20 protein-coding genes are annotated in these 20,129 nt (G+C 36.8%); 16 read left to right on the plus strand and 4 right to left on the minus strand.

The genetic code is table 11. The features are described 5' to 3' along the window. Positions 1-88: 88 nt before the first annotated feature. On the plus strand, positions 89-1,522 hold the full coding sequence (locus DWW81_RS05110; protein WP_117896939.1) for an ATP-binding protein: 1,434 nt from the start codon (positions 89-91) through the stop codon (positions 1,520-1,522). Between the two features lie 177 nt (positions 1,523-1,699). On the opposite strand, the gene DWW81_RS05115 is transcribed toward DWW81_RS05110, so the two are convergent. Beyond that, entirely contained in the window at positions 1,700-2,995 is a 1,296-nt protein-coding gene (locus DWW81_RS05115; protein WP_108817231.1) for a tyrosine-type recombinase/integrase, read from the minus strand. A gap of 86 nt (positions 2,996-3,081) precedes the next feature. Beyond that, positions 3,082-3,711, minus strand: a complete 630-nt coding sequence (locus tag DWW81_RS05120) for a helix-turn-helix transcriptional regulator (protein ID WP_117896940.1) — start codon at positions 3,709-3,711, stop codon at positions 3,082-3,084. A 175-nt stretch (positions 3,712-3,886) separates the two neighbouring features. Between DWW81_RS05120 and DWW81_RS05125 the strand changes: the two genes are divergently transcribed. The 15 genes from DWW81_RS05125 to aph(2'')-Ia all read left to right on the plus strand — a co-directional run bounded on the left by DWW81_RS05125 (position 3,887) and on the right by aph(2'')-Ia (position 16,370). Continuing rightward, a complete protein-coding gene (locus DWW81_RS05125) occupies positions 3,887-4,117 on the plus strand; it encodes a helix-turn-helix domain-containing protein (RefSeq protein ID WP_002578307.1) in 231 nt (76 codons plus the stop codon). 145 nt (positions 4,118-4,262) lie between these two features. Beyond that, positions 4,263-4,577 (plus strand): relaxasome subunit MobC, encoded by a 315-nt coding sequence (locus DWW81_RS05130; RefSeq protein WP_108817247.1) that lies wholly within the window; start codon positions 4,263-4,265, stop codon positions 4,575-4,577. Continuing rightward, the gene (locus tag DWW81_RS13740; protein WP_108817233.1) at positions 4,577-4,930 is read left to right on the plus strand and encodes a hypothetical protein; all 354 of its coding nucleotides are present in this window, start codon (positions 4,577-4,579) and stop codon (positions 4,928-4,930) included. The genes DWW81_RS05130 and DWW81_RS13740 overlap by 1 nt, the downstream gene beginning before the upstream one ends. Continuing rightward, the gene (locus DWW81_RS05140; RefSeq protein ID WP_108817234.1) at positions 4,906-6,627 is read left to right on the plus strand and encodes a MobA/MobL family protein; all 1,722 of its coding nucleotides are present in this window, start codon (positions 4,906-4,908) and stop codon (positions 6,625-6,627) included. Before DWW81_RS13740 ends, DWW81_RS05140 begins: the two co-directional genes overlap by 25 nt. After that, positions 6,566-7,315 (plus strand): DUF6040 family protein, encoded by a 750-nt coding sequence (locus DWW81_RS05145; protein WP_009243742.1) that lies wholly within the window; start codon positions 6,566-6,568, stop codon positions 7,313-7,315. Before DWW81_RS05140 ends, DWW81_RS05145 begins: the two co-directional genes overlap by 62 nt. Positions 7,316-7,470: 155 nt before the next feature. After that, complete coding sequence (locus DWW81_RS05150) at positions 7,471-7,929, plus strand: MarR family transcriptional regulator (RefSeq protein ID WP_108817235.1); 459 nt, start codon at positions 7,471-7,473, stop codon at positions 7,927-7,929. Continuing rightward, the gene (locus tag DWW81_RS05155) at positions 7,919-9,238 is read left to right on the plus strand and encodes an MATE family efflux transporter (protein WP_108817236.1); all 1,320 of its coding nucleotides are present in this window, start codon (positions 7,919-7,921) and stop codon (positions 9,236-9,238) included. The genes DWW81_RS05150 and DWW81_RS05155 overlap by 11 nt, the downstream gene beginning before the upstream one ends. Positions 9,239-9,793: 555 nt before the next feature. Then, on the plus strand, positions 9,794-10,141 hold the full coding sequence (locus DWW81_RS13535) for a transposase (RefSeq protein ID WP_004615306.1): 348 nt from the start codon (positions 9,794-9,796) through the stop codon (positions 10,139-10,141). Continuing rightward, positions 10,131-10,952 carry an IS3 family transposase gene (locus DWW81_RS05160; RefSeq protein WP_004841748.1) on the plus strand — a complete coding sequence of 274 codons (822 nt, stop codon included), beginning with the start codon at positions 10,131-10,133 and terminating at the stop codon, positions 10,950-10,952. Before DWW81_RS13535 ends, DWW81_RS05160 begins: the two co-directional genes overlap by 11 nt. Positions 10,953-11,103: 151 nt before the next feature. Beyond that, positions 11,104-11,187, plus strand: coding sequence for a 23S rRNA methyltransferase attenuation leader peptide (locus tag DWW81_RS05165; RefSeq protein WP_001814874.1), 84 nt, complete (start codon positions 11,104-11,106; stop codon positions 11,185-11,187). A 124-nt stretch (positions 11,188-11,311) separates the two neighbouring features. Further along, positions 11,312-12,049, plus strand: a complete 738-nt coding sequence (gene erm(B), locus DWW81_RS05170) for a 23S rRNA (adenine(2058)-N(6))-methyltransferase Erm(B) (RefSeq protein WP_001038790.1) — start codon at positions 11,312-11,314, stop codon at positions 12,047-12,049. 361 nt (positions 12,050-12,410) lie between these two features. Next, positions 12,411-12,650, plus strand: coding sequence for a helix-turn-helix domain-containing protein (locus DWW81_RS05180; RefSeq protein WP_002380754.1), 240 nt, complete (start codon positions 12,411-12,413; stop codon positions 12,648-12,650). 394 nt (positions 12,651-13,044) lie between these two features. After that, complete coding sequence (locus tag DWW81_RS05185) at positions 13,045-14,535, plus strand: primase C-terminal domain-containing protein (RefSeq protein ID WP_002380753.1); 1,491 nt, start codon at positions 13,045-13,047, stop codon at positions 14,533-14,535. A gap of 2 nt (positions 14,536-14,537) precedes the next feature. Then, on the plus strand, positions 14,538-14,930 hold the full coding sequence (locus DWW81_RS05190) for a GNAT family N-acetyltransferase (RefSeq protein WP_000393259.1): 393 nt from the start codon (positions 14,538-14,540) through the stop codon (positions 14,928-14,930). After that, positions 14,931-16,370: an aminoglycoside O-phosphotransferase APH(2'')-Ia gene (aph(2'')-Ia, locus tag DWW81_RS05195; RefSeq protein WP_001028144.1), complete on the plus strand. Its 1,440-nt coding sequence runs from the start codon at positions 14,931-14,933 to the stop codon at positions 16,368-16,370. Positions 16,371-16,499: 129 nt separating this feature from the next. On the opposite strand, the gene DWW81_RS05200 is transcribed toward aph(2'')-Ia, so the two are convergent. Together DWW81_RS05200 and DWW81_RS05205 are read right to left on the minus strand one after the other, a co-directional pair. After that, positions 16,500-17,672: an IS256-like element IS256 family transposase gene (locus tag DWW81_RS05200; protein ID WP_000195429.1), complete on the minus strand. Its 1,173-nt coding sequence runs from the start codon at positions 17,670-17,672 to the stop codon at positions 16,500-16,502. Then, a complete protein-coding gene (locus tag DWW81_RS05205) occupies positions 17,620-19,782 on the minus strand; it encodes an immunoglobulin-like domain-containing protein (RefSeq protein ID WP_021361842.1) in 2,163 nt (720 codons plus the stop codon). The genes DWW81_RS05200 and DWW81_RS05205 overlap by 53 nt, the downstream gene beginning before the upstream one ends. Between the last annotated feature and the right edge of the window lie 347 nt (positions 19,783-20,129).

Genomic DNA, 20,129 nt, shown 5'->3' on the forward strand with positions numbered 1-20,129 from the left:
CTTTTATAAGACAAATTACAATTTTATAAGATTTTAATCTTGACAAATTCTAATAAAATCAGTATAATTATATTATGGAGGCGATAAAATGCTGGATAATGAACTTGTAGATATGGTGAAACAAATACAGCTTGTTCGCAGCGAAAGCAACAAGATAGAGATAAAAGCGGCAAATAAGGGCTGCCCTAAGGTGCGTGATTCGCTGTCCTCTTTTTCAAATCAGTCGGGCGGAGGCGTTATTATTTTCGGCGTAGATGAAAATGACGGGTACGAGGTCTGCGGAGTGTATGATGCCGCTGACCTTATGAAAAAAGTCGAGGCGCAGTGTCAGCAAATGACGCCTGTGATAAGACCGCTGTTTTCCGTTGCATCTATCGACGGCAAAACTGTCGTATCTGCCGAGATACAGGAGATTGATAATGCTGACAAACCCTGCTTTTACAGCGGTGTGGGCAGGCTGAAAGGCTCATATGTCAGGTCGGGCGACGCTGACAGACTTATGACGGAATATGAGGTTTACAGCTATGAGGCTTTCAAAAAAAGCATTCACGACGAGCTGAGAACTTGCGAAAGAGCCTTTGAAAAGGACATTCAGACCAACACATTCAAGCTTTATTTTGACCTGCTGAAAAGCAAAAAGCCTAATCTTGCCGAGCTTTCAAATGAAGAAATATGCCGTCTGCAAGGTTTTACTGATGAGGGCAAACCGACTTTGGCAGGGATAATGCTTTTCTCAAACTACCCGCAGGCGTTTTTTCCGCAGCTTTGCATAACGGCTGTGTCTGTGCCCGGAACTGAGATAAGCAGTACGGCAAGCGTCGGCGAACGTTTTATAGACAATCAGCGAATAGACGGAACACTTGTGCAGATGCTGAATGATGCTTTGGTGTTCGTGCGCAAAAATATGAAAACTGCGACTATCATAGACCCGAACACGGGCAAGCGAACGGACAAGACGGAATATCCTGTAATTGCTATAAGAGAGCTTATCCTGAACGCTCTTATCCACAGAGATTACAGTATCCACACGGACACGACGCCTATAACCATAAAGATGTTCAGCGACCGTTTTGAGATAGAAAATCCCGGCGGACTTTACGGCAGAATGACCCTTGACAGATTGGGAAAAGTGTCTGCCGACACAAGAAACCCTAAGATAGCGGGTGCTATGGAGATACTCGGTGAAACGGAGAACAGATACAGCGGCATACCTACGATAATAAATGCAATGGAAGAAAGCGGTCTGCCTGCGCCGAAATTCGAGAGCGACAGAGGCGTATTCAAGGTGACGTTGTACAACAGCGCCGCCAAAAGCGTGCCGGTAGATGACATTGAAACTGAGATACTTGAATTCTGTAAAACGCCGAAAAGCAGGAATGAGATAGCGGAGTTTTTCAATGGCAGAATGACGATCGCTTACGTTATGGAAAGGTACGTCAAGCCAATGATAGCAAGCGGCAGGCTTATTATGACAATACCTGAGAAGCCTAAGAGTAAGTATCAGAAGTATTTGGCAAGGTGAGGATAAAGGTAGAGTGGACAATTACGAATGGAAATACAAATCGGAATTTGTGGAGAGATTTCCTGAACTTTCCTTATTTTTCAAGGCTTACAGCCTCTTAGATAGTGAAATGATATGTATTTTCCCTTATTTTTGCCCTTATGCGGAATCCGCAAGGGAAATAAGGGAAATTTTTAGTTAAGCATTGCTCACTACTTTATCAAGAAGTCTTGCGGAATCCCGCTTTGCTTTTCTTGTTGAGTGAGCGTAAATATTCATTGTGGTACTGACATCAGAGTGTCCTAACAGTTCCTGTACATCTTTCGGTGCAGCCCCATTGGAAAGCAGATTGCTGGTGTAGGTGTGACGTAACTGGTGGAAATGGAAATCTTCAAATCCTTCCAGTTTTTTTGACACTGATCTGCATACAATGCTGAGTGTACTCGGCAGTTCCAAAGAGCCATCCGGTCTTAAGCAGACAAAGGAGATTTCTTTGTAATCTGCCGGGACTTCCTGTGTTCCGGCAAGATGATAGTATTCATAATAGACTCTGTTTTTCACATGAACTTCTTTGTAGTAATTGCGGTGATATAATTCGCCATACTGCATCCGGTTTTTGAGTTGTTCCTTTCTGGCAGCTTTTAATATTTCAGTCAGAGTATCGCCAAAATCAACAATCCTTACTTTCTTCCGTTTCGTTGGTCCGATAATGTTTTTGTGTTTTATGCCGTCGTAGCGGATACTGCGTTTTATGGTCAGGCATTGTTCCTCAAGGTTAATGTCCTGCCATGTAAGACCACAGGTTTCTCCGATACGGAGCCCGGCATAATACGCAATCTGAATCGGCAGAATGGCAGGTGGGTTTTTCTTTTCCAGATACTTGATAAGTCGCTCGTAATCCTCGTGTGAAATCGGCTGTGTGCCTTCTTCCACTTCATCATCGGAAAAGAGGTCAACTTCCTCTGCCTGTCGTTTCAGTTTGATATATTGCATCGGATTGAAACTGATTAGTTGTTTTGGAAATACTGCAAAACGGAATGACTGCTGTAACACTGCGGAAAAAGAATGTATATAATCTTTGCTGTATCCCTTTCTTACTTTCCCGTCTGGAAACTCACCACCGAATGTAAGCAGATCAAGAAATGCCTGTAAATGTTCGGCAGTAACTGTTTTCAGTTTGCGGTCTGCAATCGGGTGTTTTTTGATACAGCGGATTGCACCAAGATAATTTTCCACTGTGCCGTTGCTGAGTGTCCCGGTTTTCAGTTCTTCTTCCGCCCACATATCCAGAAGCTCTCCTACCGTAAGGCTGTCTGCCTTTGCGACAAACTTCTTATTTTCGTAATCTTCCAGTGCTTTGCGGAGAAGTTTTTCCGTCTCACTTTTACTTTCGGTTCCAGCATATTCTTTCTGAACCATTTTACCGCTTGCATCTTCTACATAGAAGCGATAGTACCATTTTTTTCCTTTTTTTCTAACAGATCCTTTTGCCATAATCGTATGTCTCCTTTCGATATCAGACAATCGGAACTGTTGAAATGCTTCTTGCGTGTAAGTATATCACAACTCCGGTTGTCTTACTATACCGATTCAGAATCCTCATACATAACTTCGGATAAAAGATTGGCAAGTCTTTGTTCTGCTGCTTCCGGTTTCTTAGAATAGAGTCTTATCACATCTGCCATATCGTTAAATGCGTTGACAGTATGTGTGATCTCCCTGAGAAACATGATCTCGTTATATTCATCTTTCGATTCAAAGCCCATTACTTTGGCAATGTCCGCATCTTTGGTACTGCCCTTGTAATTTTTACAGGCGAACTGAAACGAATCCAGAAACAGTTCATATTGCTTTAACATTAACAGCAGTAAGTCTTTGGAAAATGCGTCTTCTGTTTTATTGAGGTCGAGCGGTAACTGTTTGAGAATATCACTCATCGCATCACGAATCAGTAATTCTTTCTTATCCGTAATATCAGTTTCATATTCATCGGTTTCCCCTTTGAGCCATTCAATCGATACATGAAGTGCTTCCGAAAGACCTTCCAGTACCATCTTTTTGGTATTGTCAATCGAACCATTCTCATAACGCAGGATTGTGGAAGCGGTAACTCCCATCTTCTCTGCGACATAAGGCTGTGTCAGATTTAATTCGAGACGGCGCTGTTTTGCCCTGCTGCCGATCAGCTTGCGTAGTTCTTTATCTTTCATGCTGATGTGCCTCCTTTTTCGGTATGTCATTACTATACCACGCAACAAAATATATTGCAATATGCAATTTAAGAAAAAGAAACATAATTTCATAATGCTTGACAAAGCAATATAAACACGCTATACTGACAGCACAAATGAAATTGCATAATGCAACTAAAGAGGAGGTGGTCATATGACACAAAGAAAGATTGCCTTATCTATTGAGGAAGCTGCTGATTATACGGGAATCGGCAGGAACACCCTGAGAAAACTGGTGGAGTGGAAGAAACTTCCGGTATTAAAGGTCGGGAGGAAAGTGCTGATCAAAACGGATATGCTGGAACTTTTTATGGAAGCCAACGAGGGCAGGGACTTGAGGGATAAGGGAAATGTGAAAGCAGTCACAAGAAACGGTTCAACTTAAAAAAGCGGTTCCCGAAGAAACCGCCAAAGGTTCTATCAGACCGGAGTCATGATATACCTACACGCAAACAGATTATACCATGTACTTCGTCTGACAGACAACAGGAAACTTATGTTTGGAAGAAAAAGAAAGGACGATGATATTTATGGCAAGATCAACAAAGAGTTATGAGGAGCGTATGCTCCAGTTGGAAAAGAAAGAACAGGAAAGCCTTGAGAAAGCAAAACAGTATGCAACACAGAAACGGGAACTGAAGAAACGTCAGAAAGATGTGGAAACCAAAAAGCGGACACACAGGCTCTGCCAGATTGGCGGTGCGGTGGAATCAGTGCTGGGTTCTGCGATTGAGGAAGAAGATATCCCGAAGCTGATCGGCTTCTTAAAAAGGCAGGAAGCAAACGGAAAGTTTTTCTCAAAGGCAATGCAGAAAGAGCCAGTTGCAAATACGGAGGAAGTGTAATGCCGGAGGGAGTGGGTTTTCCATTCCCTTCATTGCTTTTTCATGAAGGGCGCACTTATGGACAACCAGAGGTCGTCCGTATAAGTTTGCCACAGGTGGCAACCGGTCTGCGCTTACGCTTGCCGGGCTCGTTCCGTCGGCGGGCATTTCATGCAGACCTGCTCATGCCGCAGGAGGCACTCTTCGCCAGAGGGGCGCATTCCATGCAGGCTGTTATGCACAGGGCACTCTTACGCAGAGGGCGTTCCGGCAGATACCATTTTCTTTTTGGGAAAACGTTACCTGCCGGAAATCAAAGCCGGATACGGCAGAAAGGGGGAAACGGAGCATGGCGATTTTTCATTATACAGTAAAGATTGTTGGACGCAGCAAAGGGAAATCCATCATATCAGCATCTGCGTATCTCAATGGTGATGTGATGAAAAATGAAGAAACAGGCAGGATCAGCTACTACACTGCCAAAAGAGAAGTTGTTTATACCAGCCTGTTGATGTGTGAAAATGCACCACAGGAATGGCTGAATGTACCTGCTGAAAATATCAGACGGTTCCAGAAATCTGTCCGATATAAAAGGGCAGATAACAAAGAAGCCGCACTGAAAAAATTTAAACTTACTTTTCAGAAGCAGCGTTTATGGAATGAAGTTTTGAGGATAGAAAAAAGTGCAGATGCACAACTCGGCAGGTCATTTGAGTTCTCACTTCCGAAAGAATGGAACAGACAGGAACAGATTGATTATACAACCGAATATATTCAAAAGACCTTTGTAAATAAGGGAATGTGTGCGGACTGGAGTATCCACGATAAAGGAGATGGAAATCCCCATGTGCATTTACTTGTGACGATGCGACCATTCAATCCAGACCACTCATGGGGGAACAAAGAAATCAAGGATTGGGAGTTTGTCAGAGATGAAAATGGAAATATTGTGGTGGATGAATCCCATCCGGACTGGTGGCAGGATAAAAAGGACCCTGACCGTCATGGAATCCGAATCCCGGTATTGGACGAAAACGGTAATCAGAAAGTCGGTGCAAGGAACCGTAAACAGTGGAAACGTGTATTAACCGATGCTACCGGATGGAACAGTCCGAAAAATTGTGAACTGTGGCGGAGTGAATGGGCGAATGTCTGTAATGCACATTTGAAAACGGAAAATCACATTGACCACCGTTCTTATGCAAGGCAGGGGAAATTAGAGATACCGACGATCCATGAGGGCGCGGATGCCAGAAAAATTGATGAGAAATTTCAAAATGGGCAGACACAATCAGCGTCATGGAAAGTGGTAGAAAATCAGATCATAAAAAGACAAAATGCACTGCTGGATAAAATACAGATTTCTTTCGGAAAGGTATCCGGTGCATTGACACAATGGAAGGAGCGATTGGATGACATTAGAAGAAAGCCGGGAAGTCATTCCCATGATGGAGACAATGATAAACCAGATCGAGGAACAGCAGAATTTTATGGCAGCGATGGTACAGGAATTGCAGGAACGGGATCGACAGCTCCTGTCTTTTCAGGAGCAGAACCAGAGTTTAAAAAGCTTAAACAGCGAATTATCCAGGCTGCTAAATCTTTTGCCAGATACAGAAGAACTGCTCTCACAGATCGAGCAACAGAAAACCAGAATCGAACAGTTGGAAAACGAGAATCAGCAATGGCAGGAATTAACGCAGAAGCTGAACAACGAGAACAGCTTATTGCAGAAACAGAACAGCGAATTGCTGACCTTAAACAGCAGATAGAGAAAGCGAGGGAGATCGATGAGCGAATGCAGAAACTTAGAGAACGTCGGGCAGGTGGAAGAACTTCTGCTGATGACCGAACAGATGCAGGACGAACTGGATCAGAAAGACCAGACAATCCAGGAACTAAACAGGCAGCTAAGCGAATCGCTGACCTTGAACGAGAAATTGAACAGCGAAAACAGAGCCGAGAATATCGAAGCATTGCGGACAAGATTAAGGCAAACAGAGGAACGATTGACCAGCGAGACAGACAGCAGGAAAAGAGCCGACGCAGAAGCCGTGGCATGGAAATTTAAGTATGAAAAAGCAGAGCAGGAAAAACTTTATGCACAGACACACCAAAAGACGGTAGAGGTAGCTGTTGAGAAAAAAGTGCCTTATGAGAAATGTGAAAAATGTGACCGTACTGCTTACCGGAAAGCAAAAGAAAAATGCGATAGCCGTAAAAGCCAGTTAGAAAAGAAATATAAAAATATGACGATTGGTTATGAAAGTATCTTGTTTCTACTGGCATGGTACAGCATAACAACAACACTGTTTACTGCGATTCTTTCGCCGGTTTTCCTTAACGACTGTATCGTCTTTTTTGGTGCGTTAGGAAAAGGAATGGGAAGTTTATTTCGGGAGTTTGTGACAGGTGCAGACTCTTTCGGACAGTTAAGCAGTGGAATACCTAACAGTATTCTTTCCGGGATTGTGTACTGGCTGATTGCCGGTACTGTCATGGCAATTTTATTCGTAATAACCGGGTGGCTGATAATCGGGATTGGTTATCAGGTAGGAAAAATCTACCGGAAATATTGTTGGGATATCATCAGTATCGTGGTAGCGATAACGAGTACAGCTGTTGTAATTTACTTTGGAGAATGGATTAAAAACGCTAATCCGATAAATCTTATTGTATTGCTATTACTGTCGCATATTATTTATATTGGAATCAGATGTTATGTGAAAGACTGGATGGAAGAACGAGGATATTATTAAAAGAGAACAGGGAAATTTCATAATCTTCCTGTCCTTAGTAAGGGACTATTGATTGTTTATATAAAGAAAAAGTATATAAATAAATCTTGACAATTAGTACGAACTCGGACTATACTATAAAAGTCCGGATTCGTACTAATTTAAGGAGAAAAAAGATGAGAAAAGATAATAATATGATAATACAGTTGCAACGATATTATGCTTTATGGAAAGAATGTACAGCAATGTATGAGGAATGGTCAAAGGATCAGGGACTGTCTTCAAATGGAGTTTTTGCTTTGTATTCATTTTATGAAAGTAATGGAAGATGCACGCAGAAAATGATAAGTGAAAAATGGAATATACCTAAGCAAACGGTAAATACGATACTAAAAGATTTTCAGAAAAAAGGATACATCAATATGGTATCTGATGATTCAGACAAGAGAAATAAGCTGATATGCCTCACAGAATCAGGAATGGAATATACGAAAGATATCATAGAAAAACTGCACTCAAAAGAAATATATGTAATCGAAAAAATGGGATTAGAGAATATAGAAAGTCTTAATGATAATACAGAGCTGTTTATCAGACTTTTCAAGGAAGGAGATTGTAAGAAAAATGAATCATAAATCATTATTTTTTAAATATGTTATTCCATCTATTATAGCATTTGCATTATCAGGAATATATGCGATAGTGGATGGATATTTTGTAGGCAATACCATAGGAGATGCTGGAATTTCGGCTATTAATATTGCATATCCGATTGTGGCTTTGATTCAGGCTCTTGGAACAGGAATTGGTATGGGAGGAGCTGTTTATTACTCAATTAATGCAGCAGAAAAGAAAGGAAAACGGGCAGAAGAATTTATTGCTACAAGCTGGTGGCTTCTTGTAATAGTAAGTGTTATCAATACCATAATTATTTACTCCTTTTCGTCTAAAATTTTAGGATTGCTTGGAGCAGATGGAATTATATTAACAAATGCGACAGATTATATCAAAATTATAGCACTTGGAGCAATATTGCAGATTCTTGGAACTGGAATGATGCCATTCATTAGAAATTATGGAAACTCTTTCTGGTCAATGTTTGCGATGGTTGGTGGATTCATAACCAATATTGTTCTGGATTTTATCTTTGTATGGATATATGAAATGGGCATGAAAGGTGCAGCCACAGCTACAATAGCCGGACAGGGTGTGACTGCAGCAATTGCAATCATATACGCATTATATAATAAAAAGTTTTATGTGTATGTATCCTTAAAAAATGTAAAAGAAATGTGTGGCGCTATATTCAGAGTAGGTCTTGCACCATTTGGGCTAGCATTGACTCCTAATATTTCATTGGTGTTTATAAACCGATTCTCCGCTTCTTATGGGGGAGAAAAAGCTATTGCAACTTATGCATGTGTATCCTATATTATCTGTATCATATATCTCATATTGCAGGGCGTAGGTGATGGAAGTCAACCTTTAATGAGCCGTTTTTATGGTGAGAAGGATCAAGAAAGCCTGAGAGGAGTTCAGAGAATGGCATACATTTTTGCAATAATTCTTGCTGTTTGTGGTGGAATTATCATGTATGTAAACAGAGCAAATATTGGAGGGGTTTTCGGAGCTTCTTATGAAGTAAGTATTGAGATTTCTAAAATTGTACCTATATTTTTAGTGTCATTACCATTTGTTGCGATTACCAGAATAGCGACAGCTGGATTTTATGCTACTGAAAAAAGTGGATTGTCATACATTCTTACATTCATTGAACCAGTATTGATGCTGATATTTATGCTTGTTTTACCACCTTTATTTGGTGGACAGATTATGATATGGTGGAGTACGGTATTGGCACGTGTTTTTTCAGCGATTCTGGCATTCATACTAATAAAATATTGCGAAAAGGGAGATTTGCAATATGGAATACAGAAAATTTAACAATCAGATAGTAGCAAGAATAATCTAGGTTTATCTATTGTATTTTTAAGGACAGCCTCATAGCAATAGGGCTGTCCTTTTAAAATTATGAAGCTAATTTATATTTAAATTTTATATCTGATTTTTGATTATCCGCATAAACACTATACTTTCAAGCATTTTGAAATATAGGAAAGCACTCATTTTACCACGAATTTACCACGATTGAATGAGCCTTGATATGACGTAAGAATTTGAAAAGGACACCGTATAGTTTGGTGTCCTTTTACATGAAAATCATTAGTCGCTATTGATTGTTATTATACATTTTGTTAATTGTTCTTATTTCTTTTACGTTTTTTACCGAAAATCATGAGTATTGTCCGAGAGTGATTGGTCTTGCGTATGGTTAACCCTAAAGTTATGGAAATAAGACTTAGAAGCAAACTTAAGAGTGTGTTGATAGTGCATTATCTTAAAATTTTGTATAATGGTATCGTAATTTAAGACACTTCAAGAGACATTTCTTAATGAATCTGATATACTGTAAACACTACAGAAAGAAGGATTATTATTATGTCTCGAACAAGAAGAAATTTCTCTGCCAAATTCAAATCAGAATTAGTGATTGAACTGCTCAAAGGAGAAAAAGACTTAAATACAATCGCAACCGAAAACAATATTCAGCCGAATCTTCTCCGCAACTGGAAGAAGGAGTTCCTCGATAAAGCATCCGTGGTTTTTAATGACACACGAGAGGATAATCTGAAAGAAAAACTCGCTTTAGAACGCAAGGAAAAAGCTGAATATGCGAAAAAAGTTGGCCAGCTCACCATGCAGGTGGATTGGTTGAAAAAAAAATCTGAAGAAACACTTGGACCTGACTACGAGAGTAAATTTAGTCCAAAACCTTTTGAAGACTAAAGAACTTCCAGTTAAAACAGGAGCTACACTTCTTGATATCAATCGTACCAGTGTTTATTACAAGGGCATGCCCATATCTCAGGAGGAGTTGGATTGCAAATCGATCATAGATCGATTACACACGGATAATCCGGCCTGGGGAGCACGACAACTGTCTGCTCAACTGAAGAAGCGTGGGCATCAGGTTGGTCGCCGGAAAACGCGCCGTTATATGAATGAAATGGGGATTGATCCAATTTATCCAAAAATGAACCTTTCTAAACGTATGCGACAGGCTAAAGTCTGCCCGTATCTGCTACGTAACGCCGTTATCGACCGTCCAAATCAGGCATGGTCAATCGACATTACATACATCCCCATTAAGCGTGGATTTCTGTATCTGACCGCTGTGATTGACTGGTACAGCCGCTGTATCGTTGGCTGGGAAGTCGATGATACTCTGGATACCAGAATGGTCATAACTGCGTTAAAAAAGGCGTTTATAGTGGCAAAACCTGTTATCCTGAATTCAGATCAGGGCTGTCAGTTTACAAGCAATGAGTACATGAATTTCCTCAAAGAGAACCAGATCCGTCAAAGCATGGATGGTAAAAGCCGGTGGGCTGACAATATCATGATTGAACGATGGTTCCGAAGCTTCAAGTACGAGGAAGCATATCTGACCCAATATAACAATATCAGAGAAGCACGGAAGGCAATCGGTAAATATGTGCACACTTACAACTTTGAACGTTGTCATTCTGCACTCAATAATCAAACACCGGCATCCTGCTATTATCCGATTCTGTTACTGGATGATCATGCAGCCTAAGGGGGGATTTTCTCCCCTACCCAGTTACATATATCAGTTCATTATAAAAAGCTTAGATTTTTGTCTTGACAACTGAACCACTATATTGTATAATAGGAATTGAAGTTAAATTAGATGCTAAAAATTTGTAATTAAGAAGGAGGGATTCGTCATGTTGGTATTCCAAATGCGTAATGTAGATAAAACATCTACTGTTTTGAAACAGACTAAAAACAGTGATTACGCAGATAAATAAATACGTTAGATTAATTCCTACCAGTGACTAATCTTATGACTTTTTAAACAGATAACTAAAATTACAAACAAATCGTTTAACTTCTGTATTTATTTATAGATGTAATCACTTCAGGAGTGATTACATGAACAAAAATATAAAATATTCTCAAAACTTTTTAACGAGTGAAAAAGTACTCAACCAAATAATAAAACAATTGAATTTAAAAGAAACCGATACCGTTTACGAAATTGGAACAGGTAAAGGGCATTTAACGACGAAACTGGCTAAAATAAGTAAACAGGTAACGTCTATTGAATTAGACAGTCATCTATTCAACTTATCGTCAGAAAAATTAAAACTGAACATTCGTGTCACTTTAATTCACCAAGATATTCTACAGTTTCAATTCCCTAACAAACAGAGGTATAAAATTGTTGGGAATATTCCTTACCATTTAAGCACACAAATTATTAAAAAAGTGGTTTTTGAAAGCCATGCGTCTGACATCTATCTGATTGTTGAAGAAGGATTCTACAAGCGTACCTTGGATATTCACCGAACACTAGGGTTGCTCTTGCACACTCAAGTCTCGATTCAGCAATTGCTTAAGCTGCCAGCGGAATGCTTTCATCCTAAACCAAAAGTAAACAGTGTCTTAATAAAACTTACCCGCCATACCACAGATGTTCCAGATAAATATTGGAAGCTATATACGTACTTTGTTTCAAAATGGGTCAATCGAGAATATCGTCAACTGTTTACTAAAAATCAGTTTCATCAAGCAATGAAACACGCCAAAGTAAACAATTTAAGTACCGTTACTTATGAGCAAGTATTGTCTATTTTTAATAGTTATCTATTATTTAACGGGAGGAAATAATTCTATGAGTCGCTTTTGTAAATTTGGAAAGTTACACGTTACTAAAGGGAATGTAGATAAATTATTAGGTATACTACTGACAGCTTCCAAGGAGCTAAAGCGCTCGGGACCCCATTAAGTATTTTTAAAAGCATGGTCGCAAGTTTCACTAGCAGCCATGCTTTTATTGAATCATTGTAGGACATTTTAAAGATAATTGCCCACTTTAAAATTAAACATGTGCTTAGAATCGTTCTAGGCAACACCAATAACAATCACTAATCACAAGTGATTTGTGATTAATCACTTGTGATTTACAAGGTGTAACGATATAATTAAATGGAAAACGTGCAAAATATTTACATAAACAGGAGGGAGAAACTTGGAACTAGCATTTAGAGAAAGCTTAAAAAAGATGAGAGGTACCAAATCAAAAGAAAAATTCTCCCAAGAATTAGAAATGAGTAGATCAAATTATTCATTGATTGAATCAGGAAAATCAGATCCGACATTAAAAACATTGGAACGAATTGCAGAATTGACAAACTCAACCTTAGTTATTGACTTAATTCCTAATGAATTAGAACAAGTAGAGTTGCAAATAGAAGAAGAGAAGCAATGATTGTCGTTAATATATTTAACGAAATTGTTGCTTATTTTTTTTAAAAGCGGTATACTAGATATAACGAAACAACGAACTGAATAAAGAATACAAAAAAAGAGCCACGACCAACTTATTTTCCGCCAAGAAAATAAGTTGCGAGCCTTAATTGATTACCACCAATCAATTAAAGAAGTCGAGACCCGAAATTTGGTAAAGTATTTAATTACTTTATTAATCAGATACTTAAATATCTGTAAACCCATTATATCGGGTTTTTGAGGGAATTTCAAGTCTTTAAGAAGATACCAGGCAATCAATTAAGAAAAACTTAGTTGATTGCCTTTTTTGTTGTGATTCAACTTTGATCGTAGCTTCTAACTAATTAATTTTCGTAAGAAAGGAGAACAGCTGAATGAATATCCCTTTTGTTGTAGAAACTGTGCTTCATGACGGCTTGTTAAAGTACAAATTTAAAAATAGTAAAATTCGCTCAATCACTACCAAGCCAGGTAAAAGCAAAGGGGCTATTTTTGCGTATCGCTCAAAAAAAAGCATGATTGGCGGACGTGGCGTTGTTCTGACTTCCGAAGAAGCGATTCACGAAAATCAAGATACATTTACGCATTGGACACCAAACGTTTATCGTTATGGTACGTATGCAGACGAAAACCGTTCATACACGAAAGGACATTCTGAAAACAATTTAAGACAAATCAATACCTTCTTTATTGATTTTGATATTCACACGGCAAAAGAAACTATTTCAGCAAGCGATATTTTAACAACAGCTATTGATTTAGGTTTTATGCCTACGTTAATTATCAAATCTGATAAAGGTTATCAAGCATATTTTGTTTTAGAAACGCCAGTTTATGTGACTTCAAAATCAGAATTTAAATCTGTCAAAGCAGCCAAAATAATCTCGCAAAATATCCGAGAATATTTTGGAAAGTCTTTGCCAGTTGATCTAACGTGCAATCATTTTGGGATTGCTCGTATACCAAGAACGGACAATGTAGAATTTTTTGATCCCAATTACCGTTATTCTTTCAAAGAATGGCAAGATTGGTCTTTCAAACAAACAGATAATAAGGGCTTTACTCGTTCAAGTCTAACGGTTTTAAGCGGTACAGAAGGCAAAAAACAAGTAGATGAACCCTGGTTTAATCTCTTATTGCACGAAACGAAATTTTCAGGAGAAAAGGGTTTAATAGGGCGTAATAACGTCATGTTTACCCTCTCTTTAGCCTACTTTAGTTCAGGCTATTCAATCGAAACGTGCGAATATAATATGTTTGAGTTTAATAATCGATTAGATCAACCCTTAGAAGAAAAAGAAGTGATTAAACTTGTTAGAAGTGCCTATTCAGAAAACTATCAAGGGGCTAATAGGGAATACATTACCATTCTTTGCAAAGCTTGGGTATCAAGTGATTTAACCAGTAAAGATTTATTTGTCCGTCAAGGGTGGTTTAAATTCAAGAAAAAAAGAAGTGAACGTCAACGTGTTCATTTGTCAGAATGGAAAGAAGATTTAATGGCTTATATTAGCGAAAAAAGTGATGTATACAAGCCTTATTTGGTGACGACTAAAAAAGAGATTAGAGAAGCGCTAGGCATTCCTGAGCGGACATTAGATAAATTGCTGAAGGTACTGAAGGCGAATCAGGAAATTTTCTTTAAGATTAAACCAGGAAGAAATGGTGGCATTCAACTTGCTAGTGTTAAATCATTGTTGCTATCGATCATTAAAGTAAAAAAAGAAGAAAAAGAAAGCTATATAAAGGCGCTGTCAGAGTTTTTTGACTTAGAACATACATTCATTCAAGAGACTTTAAACAAGCTAGCAGAACGCCCAAAAACGGACACACAACTCGATTTGTTTAGCTATGATACAGGCTGAAAATGGAAGAAGTTTTAATTGATGATAATATGGTTTTTGATATTGATAATTTAAAAGGATTTCTTAATGATACCAGTTCATTTGGGTTTATAGCTAAAGAAAATAATAAAATTATAGGATTTGCATATTGCTATACACTTTTAAGACCTGATGGAAAAACAATGTTTTATTTACACTCAATAGGAATGTTACCTAACTATCAAGACAAAGGTTATGGTTCAAAATTATTATCTTTTATTAAGGAATATTCTAAAGAGATTGGTTGTTCTGAAATGTTTTTAATAACTGATAAAGGTAATCCTAGAGCTTGCCATGTATATGAAAAATTAGGTGGTAAAAATGATTATAAAGATGAAATAGTATATGTATATGATTATGAAAAAGGTGATAAATAAATGAATATAGTTGAAAATGAAATATGTATAAGAACTTTAATAGATGATGATTTTCCTTTGATGTTAAAATGGTTAACTGATGAAAGAGTATTAGAATTTTATGGTGGTAGAGATAAAAAATATACATTAGAATCATTAAAAAAACATTATACAGAGCCTTGGGAAGATGAAGTTTTTAGAGTAATTATTGAATATAACAATGTTCCTATTGGATATGGACAAATATATAAAATGTATGATGAGTTATATACTGATTATCATTATCCAAAAACTGATGAGATAGTCTATGGTATGGATCAATTTATAGGAGAGCCAAATTATTGGAGTAAAGGAATTGGTACAAGATATATTAAATTGATTTTTGAATTTTTGAAAAAAGAAAGAAATGCTAATGCAGTTATTTTAGACCCTCATAAAAATAATCCAAGAGCAATAAGGGCATACCAAAAATCTGGTTTTAGAATTATTGAAGATTTGCCAGAACATGAATTACACGAGGGCAAAAAAGAAGATTGTTATTTAATGGAATATAGATATGATGATAATGCCACAAATGTTAAGGCAATGAAATATTTAATTGAGCATTACTTTGATAATTTCAAAGTAGATAGTATTGAAATAATCGGTAGTGGTTATGATAGTGTGGCATATTTAGTTAATAATGAATACATTTTTAAAACAAAATTTAGTACTAATAAGAAAAAAGGTTATGCAAAAGAAAAAGCAATATATAATTTTTTAAATACAAATTTAGAAACTAATGTAAAAATTCCTAATATTGAATATTCGTATATTAGTGATGAATTATCTATACTAGGTTATAAAGAAATTAAAGGAACTTTTTTAACACCAGAAATTTATTCTACTATGTCAGAAGAAGAACAAAATTTGTTAAAACGAGATATTGCCAGTTTTTTAAGACAAATGCACGGTTTAGATTATACAGATATTAGTGAATGTACTATTGATAATAAACAAAATGTATTAGAAGAGTATATATTGTTGCGTGAAACTATTTATAATGATTTAACTGATATAGAAAAAGATTATATAGAAAGTTTTATGGAAAGACTAAATGCAACAACAGTTTTTGAGGGTAAAAAGTGTTTATGCCATAATGATTTTAGTTGTAATCATCTATTGTTAGATGGCAATAATAGATTAACTGGAATAATTGATTTTGGAGATTCTGGAATTATAGATGAATATTGTGATTTTATATACTTACTTGAAGATAGTGAAGAAGAAATAGGAACAAATTTTGGAGAAGATATATTAAGAATGTATGGAAATATAGATATTGAGAAAGCAAAAGAATATCAAGATATAGTTGAAGAATATTATCCTATTGAAACTATTGTTTATGGAATTAAAAATATTAAACAGGAATTTATCGAAAATGGTAGAAAAGAAATTTATAAAAGGACTTATAAAGATTGATTATATAATATATGAAAAGCTATTATAAAAGACATTAGTATTAAATAGTTTAAAAAAATGAAAAATAATAAAGGAAGTGAGTCAAGTCCAGACTCCTGTGTAAAATGCTATACAATGTTTTTACCATTTCTACTTATCAAAATTGATGTATTTTCTTGAAGAATAAATCCATTCATCATGTAGGTCCATAAGAACGGCTCCAATTAAGCGATTGGCTGATGTTTGATTGGGGAAGATGCGAATAATCTTTTCTCTTCTGCGTACTTCTTGATTCAGTCGTTCAATTAGATTGGTACTCTTTAGTCGATTGTGGGAATTTCCTTGTACGGTATATTGAAAGGCGTCTTCGAATCCATCATCCAATGATGCGCAAGCTTTTGAATATTTTGGTTGATCGATATAATCATGAATCAATCGATTTTTAGCCTCACGCGCTAAGTTAATATCTGTGAACTTAAAAATTCCTTTAACAGCTTCTCTGAAAGATTTTGAATTTTTTTTAGGAATGGTGGTAAAGATATTTCTTAGGAAGTGAACTTGGCATCTTTGCCAACTTACGTTGGTGAAGGATTTTCTAATGGCAGAGACTAATCCTTTGTGCGCATCAGAAATAACGAGTTCCGTACCTTGTAAACCGCGTTCTTTTAGGTATTCAAAAAATGTTGTCCAGGTCTCTTCGCTTTCGCCACTTTGAATCATGAAGCCGATAATTTCACGGTCGCCATCTTTGGTTATTCCAATCGCTATATGACAGCTTTTTGAGAGTACTCGATTTTCTTCTCGTACTTTTATATAGAGTACATCGGTCATTAAGTAAGGATAATTTTTTTCTGATAATAAACGATTCTGCCACTCGTTAACCATAGGTTCTAGCTGTTCTGTTAAGCTAGAAACGAAGGACTTAGAGACGGATTTACCACAAAGTTCTTCCACAATTTTTGATACTTTACGAGTTGAAACGCCTGATACATACATTTCCAACATTGAAGCCATGAGGGCTTTTTCGTTTCGTTGATAACGTTCAAACACTGTGGGTGAAAAATGGCCATCACGTGTTCTGGGTACTTTTAATTCTAGCGTGCCTACACGTGTCGTAAAGCTGCGCTCATAATAGCCATTTCGTTGACTTTGTCGGTTTTCTGTTCGTTCATATTCTTTTGCTTGAATATATTCTGTTCGTTGATTTTCCATTAGTTGATTAAATACCGTTGTTAAAATATTTTTAGAAACGTCATCCTTTACAGAATATTCAATAATGCTTTGAATCTCTTCGCTTTTCAGTGTAAAATGTACTTGGGTCATGTAAAAGTCCTCCTGGGTATGTTTTTGTCGTTAATAAAACAGCTAATACACCGGTTGAACCAGCAAACATAGAAGTAAACAATCCTACGTTTGTCATATCACCTGTTTTTACAGGGTTCTTTTGTCCGCTAGGCTTTGTTGGAGTAGTTGGCTTGCTCGGTTTCTGTGGCTGTTGTGGACTTACAGGTTTATTTGTTACTTTTTCTTTTACGGTAACTGTAATTGTTTTTTCAGTAATTGCACCATTTTTATCTACTACACGGAAAGTTACATGATAAGTGCCAGCCTTAGAAGTATCTACATCATTTGCAATAATGTTATCTTTTGTTAAAATAATCGTTCCGTCCTCTTTATCTGTTGCTGTCACATTTGCCAATGGGTCGAACGTATCGCCTACATTCAATGTAACATCATTTGCTGAAATGATTGGAGCAGAGTTAAGGTCGCCTGTATTTTGTTTCACAGTTACAGTAATCGTTTTTTTAGCAGAAGCTCCGTTTTTATCTGTTACTTTATAAGTCACATGGTAAGTACCAGCCTTAGAAGTATCTACATCATTTGCAACAATATTATCTTTTGTCAAAGTGATAGTTCCGTCCTCTTTATCTGTTGCTGTTACATTTGCCAATGGGTCGAAAGTATCGCCTACATTCAATGTAACATCATTTGCAGAAATAGTTGGTGCTGTATTATCTTCTCCTTGTGAGTTTAACGATAATTCTACTTTTAAAACAACGTTTCCGTCTTTATAAGTACCGCAATCATACTCATAAGTAACTGGTTTTTTTACATCATCTACCGTTATAATTCCTGTATCTTTATCTAAAGTTCCATTTGCAGTAACTTTTACTTTTGAAATATCTATTCCTTGTTCAACATCTTTTTTTAAGTCGATTTTATTCCCTTTAATATCAATATAACCGTTGCCTACAAAAGCATGATTATTTTCAAGAACTTTATTCTCTCCGACATTTAACCAGTATAAATCATCGCAAATTAATTTTTTAATTTTTGTGTTTTTACTTATATCAAGACCTCTTATCCCTTGTTCAAAAATTTCACCGCAACGTAGCATTTCAAGTTCTAAATTATTGCTTAAATCTAATTTTTTAATAGTTGTATCATGACAAAAAAGGCGTGTCAGTTTTGTGTTTTTTGTTACATCTAATTCAGCTATATTTGTCATATAACATGATAGTTGTTTCAAATTAGGGTTCTTACTTATATCAAGTGTTTTTACTTTTGTATCTCCTATATCTAAAGTGACTAATTGCGGATTATGTGTGACATCAAGTTCCATTAATCCTGTATTGCTACAAGATAGTTGTTCTAAGTTAGGATTGTTTGTTACATCTAAATTGGAAATAGAGGTACTATCTGCAAATAACGTATTCAATTTTTCATTCTTAGATACATCAAGACTGTTAATTGATGTATTATCGCAAACGAAAGCTTCCAAATTCGGATAACGTGTTAAATCAACGCTTCTTACTTTTGAAGAACGACAATCTAATCTTTTTAAAGATGAGTTTTTAACCGGACTTAAGTCTGAAACAGAAGTCGTAGAAACATCTAAAGACTGCAAATTTGTTAGATATTGAATACCCTCTAATGAAGATATCGTTTTCATATCATGCAAGTTTAAGAATTGGGCTTTTGATATTTCATCAACAGATAACACACTATCGCCGTCTTTATCAAATTCTGCAATGATTTGTTCTCTAAATACTTTGTCTGGAAAATGTGCTTCATCAATAGCAATGCTTCCAGCTTTTACTTCTGTATTTTTGCTTGCTTCAACGGTCTTATCTTCGGTAACCACTTCTTTTTCTGGTGTTGCAGGTGTTTCCTGTTTTGTACTTTCTTCTTTTAAAGTTTCTGCATTTTCAGCAGTTTCTTCCTGTTCCTTGTCTGTTATATTCTCTTGTACTTCTGCGTTTTCTGTTTTCTGTTCCACAGGAACTTGCTCTGTCTTGTTTTCTTCTACAACGGCTTCCTGCACAACTTCTGTGTTTTCCTGTGCCATGACAGGAGTAGGAAGCCCTGTAAGTGCAGTTGTTGTTCCAATCATCAATGCGGAACTTACTGCAAGGACTTGTTTTTTCTTCATAGTTTGTTCACTCCTTATTTTTCATAAATTCTTTGCATAGAAAAACGCACAAACTCCCCCTTATAACTGGATAATCTGTGCGTTCTGTTTATTATTGATAGAATTGAAAAAAGGGCAGAATTTACTTGTCTGTCTGTCTGTCTGTCTGTCTGTCTGTCTGTCTGTCGCAAGCGTAACAATGTGTGAACATGACTGTCAACCCTTTCTTTCAAAAAAATTCAATCCTTGCTTCTATACAAAAAACATTATACTGGAAACAAACACCTCTTTCAATCTTTTTATGCGTGCAAGATAAAAAAATTGAGACATCACACTTTTCCTTTTTTCCTCTTGAGTACCCACAACAG

The sequence above is a fragment of the Ruminococcus sp. AF17-1AC genome (assembly GCF_003461385.1).
Classification (GTDB): domain Bacteria; phylum Bacillota; class Clostridia; order Oscillospirales; family Ruminococcaceae; genus Hominimerdicola; species Hominimerdicola aceti.

Excerpts from the sequence above, each read along its gene's own strand:
- DWW81_RS05110 (WP_117896939.1), top strand. The coding sequence starts at position 89 with ATGCTGGATAATGAACTTGTAGATATGGTGAAACAAATACAGCTTGTT.
- DWW81_RS05140 (WP_108817234.1), top strand. The coding sequence starts at position 4,906 with ATGGCGATTTTTCATTATACAGTAAAGATTGTTGGACGCAGCAAAGGG.
- DWW81_RS05155 (WP_108817236.1), top strand. The coding sequence starts at position 7,919 with ATGAATCATAAATCATTATTTTTTAAATATGTTATTCCATCTATTATA.
- DWW81_RS05115 (WP_108817231.1), bottom strand. The coding sequence starts at position 2,995 with ATGGCAAAAGGATCTGTTAGAAAAAAAGGAAAAAAATGGTACTATCGC.
- DWW81_RS05130 (WP_108817247.1), top strand. The coding sequence starts at position 4,263 with ATGGCAAGATCAACAAAGAGTTATGAGGAGCGTATGCTCCAGTTGGAA.
- DWW81_RS05185 (WP_002380753.1), top strand. The coding sequence starts at position 13,045 with ATGAATATCCCTTTTGTTGTAGAAACTGTGCTTCATGACGGCTTGTTA.
- DWW81_RS05200 (WP_000195429.1), bottom strand. The coding sequence starts at position 17,672 with ATGACCCAAGTACATTTTACACTGAAAAGCGAAGAGATTCAAAGCATT.
- DWW81_RS05125 (WP_002578307.1), top strand. The coding sequence starts at position 3,887 with ATGACACAAAGAAAGATTGCCTTATCTATTGAGGAAGCTGCTGATTAT.
- DWW81_RS13535 (WP_004615306.1), top strand. The coding sequence starts at position 9,794 with ATGTCTCGAACAAGAAGAAATTTCTCTGCCAAATTCAAATCAGAATTA.
- DWW81_RS05190 (WP_000393259.1), top strand. The coding sequence starts at position 14,538 with ATGGAAGAAGTTTTAATTGATGATAATATGGTTTTTGATATTGATAAT.
- DWW81_RS05120 (WP_117896940.1), bottom strand. The coding sequence starts at position 3,711 with ATGAAAGATAAAGAACTACGCAAGCTGATCGGCAGCAGGGCAAAACAG.
- DWW81_RS05165 (WP_001814874.1), top strand. The coding sequence starts at position 11,104 with ATGTTGGTATTCCAAATGCGTAATGTAGATAAAACATCTACTGTTTTG.
- DWW81_RS13740 (WP_108817233.1), top strand. The coding sequence starts at position 4,577 with ATGCCGGAGGGAGTGGGTTTTCCATTCCCTTCATTGCTTTTTCATGAA.
- DWW81_RS05150 (WP_108817235.1), top strand. The coding sequence starts at position 7,471 with ATGAGAAAAGATAATAATATGATAATACAGTTGCAACGATATTATGCT.
- DWW81_RS05205 (WP_021361842.1), bottom strand. The coding sequence starts at position 19,782 with ATGAAGAAAAAACAAGTCCTTGCAGTAAGTTCCGCATTGATGATTGGA.